6 protein-coding genes are annotated in these 11,453 nt (G+C 32.7%); 5 read left to right on the forward strand and 1 reads right to left on the reverse strand.

What is annotated here, in order from left to right; translation table 11 throughout:
* Positions 1–67: 67 nt before the first annotated feature.
* Complete coding sequence (locus RT412_RS09670) at positions 68–1,921, reverse strand: cation-translocating P-type ATPase (protein WP_313340403.1); 1,854 nt, start codon at positions 1,919–1,921, stop codon at positions 68–70.
* A 366-nt stretch (positions 1,922–2,287) separates the two neighbouring features.
* Here RT412_RS09670 and RT412_RS09675 point away from each other — a divergent pair, with 366 nt between their 5' ends.
* From RT412_RS09675 to RT412_RS09695, 5 genes are all read left to right on the forward strand, one after another.
* Positions 2,288–5,242, forward strand: a complete 2,955-nt coding sequence (locus RT412_RS09675) for an S-layer homology domain-containing protein (RefSeq protein ID WP_313340405.1) — start codon at positions 2,288–2,290, stop codon at positions 5,240–5,242.
* Positions 5,243–5,333: 91 nt separating this feature from the next.
* Entirely contained in the window at positions 5,334–6,440 is a 1,107-nt protein-coding gene (locus RT412_RS09680) for a TolC family protein (RefSeq protein WP_313340407.1), read from the forward strand.
* A 15-nt stretch (positions 6,441–6,455) separates the two neighbouring features.
* On the forward strand, positions 6,456–7,010 hold the full coding sequence (locus tag RT412_RS09685; protein ID WP_313340409.1) for a TetR/AcrR family transcriptional regulator: 555 nt from the start codon (positions 6,456–6,458) through the stop codon (positions 7,008–7,010).
* 17 nt (positions 7,011–7,027) lie between these two features.
* Positions 7,028–8,293 (forward strand): efflux RND transporter periplasmic adaptor subunit, encoded by a 1,266-nt coding sequence (locus RT412_RS09690; protein ID WP_313340411.1) that lies wholly within the window; start codon positions 7,028–7,030, stop codon positions 8,291–8,293.
* Positions 8,293–11,403: an efflux RND transporter permease subunit gene (locus tag RT412_RS09695; protein ID WP_313340413.1), complete on the forward strand. Its 3,111-nt coding sequence runs from the start codon at positions 8,293–8,295 to the stop codon at positions 11,401–11,403. Before RT412_RS09690 ends, RT412_RS09695 begins: the two co-directional genes overlap by 1 nt.
* Positions 11,404–11,453: the final 50 nt, after the last annotated feature.

Raw genomic sequence — 11,453 nt, forward strand, 5'->3', positions numbered from 1 at the left:
TGAGCATTGAACAATGAATAATGAACAGTTAAGGAAAGGATTTGTGCTTTCGCACAAATCCTTATTTTTATGCCTTAAACTTTATGAGTCTCATTGCGTTTAATATGACTAAAAGGATGCTTGCTTCGTGGATAAACATTCCTGATGCCAGGTGAACACCTCCGGTCAGAACACCTGCCAACAGTACGAACACGATCGCAACTGCTATAAAAATGTTTTGTTTCATATTTTTTATGGTTGCCTTTGAGAGTGAATAGGCATGTGAGAATTGCAGAAGCTTATCTGCCATCAAGACTACATCTGCTGTCTCCATAGAAACATCCGTTCCGCCTTCTCCCATTGCTAAACCGATATCTGCAGTAGCTATTGCCGGCGCATCGTTTATTCCGTCTCCTGCCATTGCAACCGTTCTGCCTTCGTCCTTTAACCTTTTGACGTGTTCTACTTTGTTTTGAGGAAGAAGTTCAGCATAAAATTCATCAAGCTCTAATTCTTTGGCTACAAGCTCGGCAGTATGCTTATTATCCCCGGTAAGCATTATAATCTTCTTGATTCCGTTTCTTCTCATTTGAGAAAGAGCTAATTTAGCATCGTTTCTTACTTGGTCAGCTATGGAGAAAATTCCTGCTATTTTACCGTCTACTGCTGCAAATATTGCTGTGTTTCCTTTCTTTTCCCGGTCTGTTGCATATTCTGATATTTCATTTGGTATAGAAATATTTTCTGCATCCATTAATTTTCTGTTTCCGACAACCAATATTTTACCTTCGATTGCAGCAATTATTCCGTTGCCTTTAATAACTTGACTATTTTCAGGTTCATTGCTTATGCTTATTTTTCTTAAATTTGCTTCCTTAACTATTGTTTGACCTAAATGGTGCTCAGAAATTGTTTCCGATTCAGCAACTAATTTTAGCAATTCATTTTCTTCTATATTATTAAATACCTTTATATCTGTTACTTCCGGTTTACCCCTTGTTAATGTACCTGTTTTATCAAATACTAAGGTATCAACCTTAGAAAATCTATCCATTACATCTCCGCCTTTTATTAGGACACCGTTCTTAGCGCCATTTCCTATTCCTGCAACATTAGATACGGGGGCACCTATAACCAAAGCACCAGGGCATGCTATTACAAGGAATGTAATCGATAAATGAAGGTCTTTTGTAATCAGATAAACTGCTATTGACATAATAACTATTGCAGGAGTATAAATGTTAGCAAATTTATCTAAAAATCTTTGGGCTTTAGATTTTGCCTCTTGAGCTTCTTCAACCAATTCGATTATTTTAGCAAAAGTAGTATCATCACCGACCCTTTCAGCTATCATTTCAATATATCCGTTATCTACAATCGTTCCGCTGAACACTCTGTCATTTTCCTTTTTAGAAGCAGGAACGGATTCACCTGTTATAGCTGCCTCGTTAATTGTTGCCTTGCCTGATACTATGACACCGTCAACTGCAATTTTGCCTCCTGAACGAACAATGATTCTGTTACCAACCTCCACTTCATCTATAGGAACATTAATTTCCTTATTATCTTTTATAACTGTAGCTTCTTGCGGAGCCATTTCAATTAAGCTTTTTAATGAGGAACGGGTTTTTTCCAAGGTGCGGGCTTCCAAATAAGCACCAAAGAGGAATAAAAATGTAACTACGGATGATTCGGTATATTCTCTTAGATACAAAGCACCAATTACGGCAATAGTTACTAAGAGTTCAATGCTGAAAGCTCTCATTCGGAGTGCCTGCCATGCCTTTATGGCTATCGGCATTCCTGCTAAAATAGACGCAATTATTAATAAAACATCTCTTACATTTCCCATACCGGCTAATTTCATAATATATCCCAATACGATCAGTATACCTGAAATAGCGGTAATATGATTTTTATGTCTGTTTATTCTTTTTATCATATCAATTTCTCCTTATATATATTATGGCTTAATTTTATTATATAAAAACAATTAAATCATTGATCGAAATCAAAATTAGAAAAATATTATTTGCATTCTTTATTCATTCCTTGATTAAAATCAAATTTTTAAAGAATAAGAAAAATAGTTTTATTTAACGTTAATATCAAATTTAAAATATTACATTTATATTACAAAGAGAAGGAAAAATCATTTTACATTTGCTTTAATTTGTAAAAATACCTTACAAACACCTATTCATTGACTATTGAATTAGTTATGCAAAAAAGCTAAATTTAATACACGGTGAGCGTTGAACCTTTTGGTCTGAATCACTGAACTTAAATAATCATATAGGAGGATAAGATGAAAAAAGTTTTATCATTAATTTTAGCAATGGCAATGATACTTTCAAGTTTTAGCTTTGCCTTTGCTTTACCGTCTGATGTAAAAGATACTGAATATGAAAATGCAGTAGCAAGACTTTCAGCATTAGACATAATTGTGGGCTATGAAGATGGAACCTTCAAACCTGACAATTCTATAACCAGAGCTGAATTTGCAGCCATTGCAATACGTATGTTAGGTATGGAGGATATTGCTAACGGCTCAGTTGCCAACACAAAATTTCCGGATGTGAGGGCAACTCACTGGGCGAGTGGATATGTTAACTTGGCATCTGCACAAGGAATAATTGTCGGTTACTCTGATGGAACATTTAAGCCTGAAGCTCATGTAACATATTCTGAAGCAATTACAATGTTAGTACGTTTATTAGGTTATGAACCTGCTTTAAATAGCAATGAATGGCCATCAAATTATTTAACAAAGGCTTCTGAAATCGGCTTAACATTAGGTGTTAAATTCAATTACAATGATCCGGCTAAAAGAGGTGTTGTATCAATATTTGCTAACAAAGCTTTAGATATTGATTTAATGGATTTAGCTGAAGTAACATCAGGGGATCGAACCTGGAAGATTACTGATTATACACTTCTTACAAAATATTTAAATGTATTTGAATTAGAAGAAGCTTATGTAGTTGAAACAGCATCACATTCATTGACTAAATTAGATGCTGACGAAGTAAAAATCAGAACTGAAGAAGGCAAGACATATACATTCAAAATGATTGAATTAATTGATGCTGATGCAGTTCTTGGACATGAAGTTACTGTATTTATAAGAGATACAGATACTGATGGAAAAATTGAAGATGATGAATTGGTAATATCAATTCAAGATACTACAGATCCAAGAGACGTTATAGCATATGACTACATTGTAGATATTACTAAAAGTGATGAGGATAATTACAAAATTAAAGATGGTGGAATAGAAATTGCTTTAGATGAAACAGATGATGAATTTGAATTAGCAGAAGATGCAATTGTATTCTATAATTATGAAAGGATTACGGATCTTACCAAAATTGCTTCTAATAAAGTAGGAGAGGGCTATGGTGAATTAGGTGAAGTAGCAGGTAAAGTCATATTGAATGATGATGATGAAATCATATTCATGGACATGGTTAACTATGATTTACCAAGAGTAATTACGGATGTTAATTTAAAAGATGAAAAAGTTAAGTATTTCACTTACAATGATAGCGAAAGCACATTAAAACTTGATGGTGAAGATTACATTGTAATGAAAAATGGTGAAGTTGCAGAGCTTGAAGATTTAGCTAAAGATGATGTTCTTTATTTCTGGGAAGCAACAAGCGGAGAATACGTACTTGATGCTTATGATTACAAGATTGAAGGTATATTGGATTCTGTAGATTCAGACAACAACATGTACTGGGATTACACTCTCGTAGTTGATGGTAAGAATATATCTGTTGGACCTGCATTTACAATAAGCACAGATGAAAATGATACTATCAATTCATTGGCAACTAACCCAAGTGCTTATGAATGGACAGCGGATGATGACAGATTAGCTGATATAGAAGATATGGTTGGTGAATATGTAGTAGTTTATATCGGTAAATACTTTGAAGAAACAGAAGGATGGAACTATGGAAGACACATTACTACAGATGTTAATACAAGCAGTGACGATTATTTTATAGTAACTGAAGATCCATGGGCATCAAGAACAGCTGGATACAAATATTATGTAGAATTGTTAAATCAATTTGATGATGAAATAACTTATGAATTCACCGAAGATGATACAGAATTTAACGGTAAATTATTAGATTTATCTATAAGCAAGTCAATTAATGGCGATGTAAAAGGAAGACCTGAAAGCGGCAGTGATGTTGATGTAACTAACTTATTTAAAGTTGGAACATTAGTTGAGGTAGACTTCAACGGTGACGGAACAATATCATCAATCGATGTTATTGAAGCAGGAAATAAAAATGTGATAGCTCAAAACAATACTAACGGCGGCATTGTGGATGATGATTATGACAGAATAAAAATTAACAATAAGGTATATTATGTGAGTGATGAAACAGTTTACTTTGGAGTTAATACTACTACAGGAGAAGCAGAAGCATATACTTGGGGTGCAGTATCTGATCTTGATTCAGGAGATGATTTCAGCAAAGTAGTTGCCAAAGTTGATGACAGCGAAATAGAAGTAATTGTATTTTATCATGACGGTTCAGTTCAAATTGGCGAAGATGATTATGGTTATATACTAAAACGTGAAATCAGAAAAGATGGATTGTGGGTATACATGGCAGTAGAAAATGAAATAGTTGAATACTATGCCGGTGATTTATCAAGAGCTACTCAGAATTCATTACAAGAAAAGGTGTTAGTTGACTTCACTGTATCAGGAACTACTCTTGACACCGTAAGGATAGTAGCAAGAACAAAATTCTATGCTGATGCAGATGAAATGACAAACAACATGTTCAAGGTTGTTGCAGGAGTTGAAGTTACCTCAGGCACAAGCATTAAAGCTGCAACAGTTTCTAAGAATGATATTAAGTTAGATGATGTTGTAATTGCTACGTGGAATACAGCAGATGAGAAACTTGATAATATAGCAGAAGGATATAGTGCTTCAGATTTCAGTTTCGCATTTGATAAGTTCGAAATTGTAAGCGGTGGTATAGATACTAAGAATGGTATAATTGAGGTAATTGTTGCAGGAACTGATGAAGATGAAGATATGACTTGGTTTGTTCATATAGACAAATATGGTAATGACTCATTCTTCTACGATGTAGATATATCTCACAGAAATCTTGAAAACAAGATACTTTCTCTTGGAGATTTAGCAGATGGAGATATGATACACATCTATGATGTTTCAGACAGCGCAGTTGCTGAATACATCGCGATTTACGACAGATAAACAAATAAAAAAACCTGCCGATTAAAAATCGGCAGATTTTTTTTAAATACATGTAAGCAAGTGCTTACAAGCATAATAAGAGGTGATTAAATTGGTAAAAAAAATTATGTTATTATTGACAGCAATGATTATATTAACATTGGACATAACTTATGCTGAGGAACAGCATCAAAACAAGACATACAATCTTTCTATGGAGGAAGCTGTTGAATTTGGCTTGAAAAATAATGAGGCTGTGAAAATTGCTCAATTAGATATTGAAAAAAATCAGGTTATTTCAAAAAAAGCTGTTTCACTATGGTCAAAGGCTCCTGAAAATTCCATGATTGAAACTAAACTTCTGTCAGACGGATATTATAAAAGACAAACTGAGATGGCAGTTAAACTTTCAAGAAAAAACAAGGAATTAATAGAACAAAAAATAGAGTTAGGAATTAAGAACAGCTATTATGAAATCAGCCGAAGTATAAAAGATATTGAAGTAAAAGAAGAAAATGTTTTGCGTGTAATGGAGCAGCAAAGAATAGCAGAATCAAAACTTAAGATTGGCACAGGCATAAAACAGGAAGTTTTAACGACACAAGCAGCTGTTGAAGAGGCTAATCTATCATTAGCAAATGCCAAAGATGATCTGAAATACAGGAAAATGGAATTTAACAAGCTTTTAGGTCTTTCATTTGATTCAATAGTAAATTTGACTGATGATGTAGTAAGCAGCATTAGCTTGCAGATGCCGGAAAACATAGATTTATCAGATAAAGTTTTACATGCAAGAAAAAATAGGATAGAAGTTATCCAAGCTCAAGAAAATGTAGAAGTTTCCAAACTTTATTTTGATATTGTTTCAAGTTACAGCGCAGTAAATACCTATGATTACAGAGAAGCTAATTACGAAAAAGAAAAAGCTAATAACGAATTGAATAATGCAATGCAGAATGTGGAACTAAGTGTAAACAATGCTTATTTAAATATGCAGAAAGCTGCAAGGGCTGTAAATGTTTATGAGAAAAACATTACAAGCTTAGAAGAAGCATATAGACTATCGCAACTATCCTACAAAGCAGGAGTTGGAATTCAAATGGATGTGTTAAATGCACAAAATATGCTTTATAACGCAGAATTGTCATATGTTCAGTCTTTACACAACTATAACCTTGCTAAGCTTAAATTTGAAGCATCCTATGGAATTGGTTACTAAAAGATGAGGATGTTAATGAAAGAGGAAGATACAAGAGAAAGAATTTTAAATGCAGCTAAAGAAGTGTTTTCTAATAAGGGATATTCAGGATCAACTACAAAAGAAATATCCCTTGCTGCTGATGTTGCCGAAGTTACATTATTCAGGCATTTTGAGACGAAGAATAACTTGTTTTATGAGACTATTTCTACGTTCATTGTAAAACCAATGTTAAACTTTAACGTATCAAAAGAAAAGGAAAATTCTGATCAGTTTATTCAGAAAATTATTGAAGAAAGAACATACACATTGAGGAAAAACAGGAAGCTGTTTATTTGCACAATATATGAATCTCAATATAATGATGAAATAAAAAAAGTACTCAAAAGTATATTTTCAAAAGTTTTTGATGAAATTGTGTATTTTATGAAAGACGAGCAAATAAATTTCGAAAAAAAATCATTTGAATACTATTCTCAAATTATATTATCAACCATAGTAGGTTTAATTATATTTGAATCCTTAACAGGGAGTGATACCTTTAGGGATTCAAGAAAATTATATGAAACAATAAAAACATTAGTATTGTAAGATTGGAGAAATCATTTATGAATAAAAAAAAGTTTATTTTGATTGTTATAGTTTCATTAGTTGCTTTGGCAGTAATTATTAAAATCATTAATTCATTTTCTAACAGTAAAGAAAGTTCTGCAAAAGAATCGGATCTTGGTATTCCTATAGAACTTGAAGCTGTTATCAAGGGTGATTTAACAGAAACTATAAACTATATAGGCACAATTGAAGCTAAAAAATCTGCAACTTTATCACCCACTATAGCAGGGCAAATAGTTCATGTTTTTGTTGCAGAAGGAAGCATCGTAAAATATGGTGATGTGTTGGTAAAAATTGATGATAGTCAGCTTGAGGCAAGTATGGATACAGCACAAAAGAAACTTGATACTTTATCTACTAACTACATATATTTAGAAAATGAAGTAAACGATTTTTATACATCAAATCCACTTATTAAACAACTTGAAACTGCCCAATCAAATTATGATTATTTAAAGAGTGAATATTCCAGTTACAAAGATTTATATGAAGAAGGGGCAATACCAAAATCAACTCTTGATAAAATGCAGCAGGAGTTAAACAATGCATATTTAAAAACAGAAGAATTAAAAGCAAATATACGAAAATCCTATGACAATTTAGTACATGAAAAAAGTATATCAGCAAAACAAATTGAAGAATTAAATTCATCTATTAATGAACTTAATGTGAAAATCGAAGATACCATTATTAAAGCGCCTTTAAACGGTGTTGTTAAAATGATTGAAGGCAATGTAGGTGACCTTGCTGTAGTAGGGAAGCCTTTGGTTTCAATTGATGACAACAAAGAGTGGATTATAAAAGTTAATGTATCTGAAAATGACATTAACAAAATATTTGTTGGCAGCGAAGCTGTATTGAAAATAAATGGTTTAGAAGGTGAAATAGACACACAAGTAAGTAAAATTGTTCCTAATGTTAATTCCAAAACAAGAATAGGCTTAATAGAATTAGGTCCTATTAAAAACGAAAAATCATCCATGTTGTTTTCAGGCAACAGTGCAGAAGTTAAAATTATAACAAATGAAGCGCAAAACAAATTAATTATACCTAAAAACTCTATAAAAAGCTTGAATAATAAAGATATAGTTTATTTATATATGGACGGTATAGTTAAAGAAACTGAAATAATAACAGGCATTACTGTAGGTGATAACACTGAAGTAATTAGCGGGCTTAAAGAAGGAGATAAAATAGCAGCTTCAAATTTATCAAAAATATATGACAATGCATCAGTATATGTTTTTAGAGGAGAAGAATAATGAATATAGGTAAATTTTCAATTAAAAACAAATATTTTATATTATCTGTTGCAATTGCAATAGTTATATTTGGCATATATTCCAGAGTGACTTTGAAAACACAGATGTCTCCTGATACGAATGCTCCAATGGTTACGGTTGTTACACAATATCCCGGAGCTTCTTCTCAAGATGTTGTTAAAGATGTAGTAGAACCTATGGAGGACGAATTCGGTAAATTAGAGGGTATTAACAGTGTAAAGTCAACAAGTCAGGACAATATGGCTATAATATCATTGGAGTTTAATTATTCAACAAATACAAATGAAGCAGCAATTGACGTGCAAAATTCTATCAGCAGAATCAGAGGCAGACTGCCTGCTAATATAATTGAGCCGAAAGTATTAAAATTCAGCACATCAGATAAGCCTGTTTTGACATTAAGTTTAAACAGCAATTCAGTTGACTTAAGGACAGTAAGACAAATGTCTGAAGATGAAATAGGTTACAGTTTACAGCTGTTAGATGGTGTTGCTTCTGTTGATATATTCGGCGGATACAAATCGTTGGTTAAAGTTAATGTTGATAAAAATCAGTTAACTTCTTACGGACTTACTTTAGAACAAGTTTCTTCCATACTTGCTCAAAACAATATTAAGGCACCGGGTGGAAAAATAACTGATGCAAATAAGGAAGTGTTAATAAGAATTGAAGAAGACTTAAAAACTGTCAGTGATATAGAAAACATTAGAATACCATTGAAAGATAACAATATCATTTATCTAAAGGATATTGCAAGTGTAGAATTTACTACAGGAGAATTGGAAAGCAACTACAGGTACAACGGTAATGAAGGAATTGCATTATTAGTGTTAAAAAGAAGTGATGCTAATACAGTGGAAGTTGTTGATGACATTAAAGAAGAGATTGAAGTTTTAAAAGAAAAATACCCTTTCATTCAATTTGAAATAGCACAAGATGACTCGATTTTTACTAACCAAATGGTTGATAACATGTCGTCCAGTGTCTTGATGTCAATGGCTTTTACAATAATACTTATAATGCTTTTTATATCAAATGTTAGCCAGTCATTGGTTGTTTCAATGTCAATGCCTTTAGTTTTTTTGACTACATTATCTCTTATGAAGTTTTTTGATATGAAACTTGATATGGTTACATTATCAGCGTTAATATTAAGCATAGGTTTCGTTGTTGATGCATCAATAGTAGTTGTTGAAAATATCGTAACTCATAGAAATCAAAACAAAGACATTATAGCTGCAGCTATTGACGGAACTAATGAAATAGCAATGGCCAATATTGCTGGTGCAACAACAACATTGGTTGTCTTAATACCTCTTTTGTTTATTGAAGGTTTTGTAGGGGAAATGTTTAGACCTCTTTCATTAACAGTAATATTTGCAATAGGTTCATCTCTATTAATTGCTTTATTAATTATACCGTTGTTTACGGTAATGCTCAGTAAATTTAAATTTACAAAAGCTGAAAAATTAATCGATAAAATTTCATCACCTTGGAATGAAATGATGAGTAAATTAAGTGAATTTTATATAAGAGTATTGAAATTAGCTTTGAATAACAAATTAAAAGCCATATTAATTGCCTTAGCTCTTCTTGTTTTAAGCGGAAGTTTTTTAGTTAATAACGGGATGGAAATGCTTCCTCAATTCGATAGCGGAAAAACATTTGTATCTGTAGAAATGGAGCCGGGAACAAAAATTGAAGAAACAAGCAGGACTGTGAAATATATTGAAAACTTTTTAGCTAAAGAAGAAAATGTTATAAACTACGATGCACAAATAGGTTATGAAAAAGATAGCAATATGCTCAGTGATTTTGGAGTAATGGGTACTAATCAGGCGTTACTCACTATTAATTTGTCAACAAGGCTTGAAAGAAAAGAAACAATTTGGGAATTTCAAGAAAGATTAAGGGAAGAAATGAAAAAAATCCCGGACATAAAAAGATATTCTGTTAAAGAACAAGGAGGAACGGCTACATCCAGTTCTAAGGCACCCATAGATATAAAAATAAGTGGTTCTGATCAGGAAATACTATATGGCATTGCTGATAATCTACAAAAAGAAATTGCCAAAGTTAAAGGAACAACTAACCTATATAAGAGCTTCAACATGGATAACTTACAGATGAACATTAAAATGAATGACTCACGCATCCGGGAGCTTGGCCTTTCAAACGCGGATGTTGCTTATCAAATATATAATTCAATGGAAGGAATAGTAGGAACTAATTTGGATATTGGTGAAACTGAAAATGTTGGGATTTCAGTTGAATATATGTATGAGTACAAGGAGTCAGCAGACAGTTTGTTAGACACTTATATAAATACTCCTTTGGGTGTGAAAATTCCTTTAAGAGAATTGGCGGATATAGAGTTAAATGAGAGAGCAAACATAATTACAAGAGAGGACTTAGAATATACTATAGACATATTGGGATACACTCATTTAAGAGCTTTTAGCCACATAACAAAGGATATAAATAAGATAATCAAAGATTATCAATTGCCAAGCGGTTATTCCATAGAGCTGACAGGAGAACAGCAAAGCATGTCCGATTCTGCAAAAGATATGATGTTTCTTTTATCACTCTCCATAATATTGGTTTATTTAGTACTTATGCCACAGTTTAAATCATTTTTGCATCCCGTTACTGTTATGGCATCAATACCTTTGGTAATAATTGGTATAGCTCCTGCCTTGGGGTTGACAGGGAAATATATTTCAATGCCGGTTCTTTTAGGATTTATACTTTTGGTTGGTACAGTTGTAAACAATGCTATACTATTGGTTGAATTTATAAATGAAAAGAAAAAGGAAGGGATTGGGCTCAACGAAGCTATAACTCAGGCAGTAAGATTAAGATTCAGACCTATAATGATGACTGCTCTATCTGACATAACAGGTATGATTCCTCTGGCAGCGCAGCTGGCATTAGGTTCTGAGAGGTTCTCACCGCTTGCTATTGCAGTAATAGGAGGTATGACAGCATCAACGTTCTTAACTATGGTTATCATTCCGACAATTTACGCTTCCTTTGAAAGCATAAAGCAAAAGTTTATTGATAGTAATTTACAATCTGAAACGTAAGCGTCAAATACACCCAACCCAAATAACACTTCACCGGATATATAATCAAA

Origin of the sequence: Sedimentibacter sp. (genome assembly GCF_032080165.1) — a bacterium.
In the GTDB taxonomy this organism is placed as follows: domain Bacteria; phylum Bacillota; class Clostridia; order Tissierellales; family Sedimentibacteraceae; genus Sedimentibacter.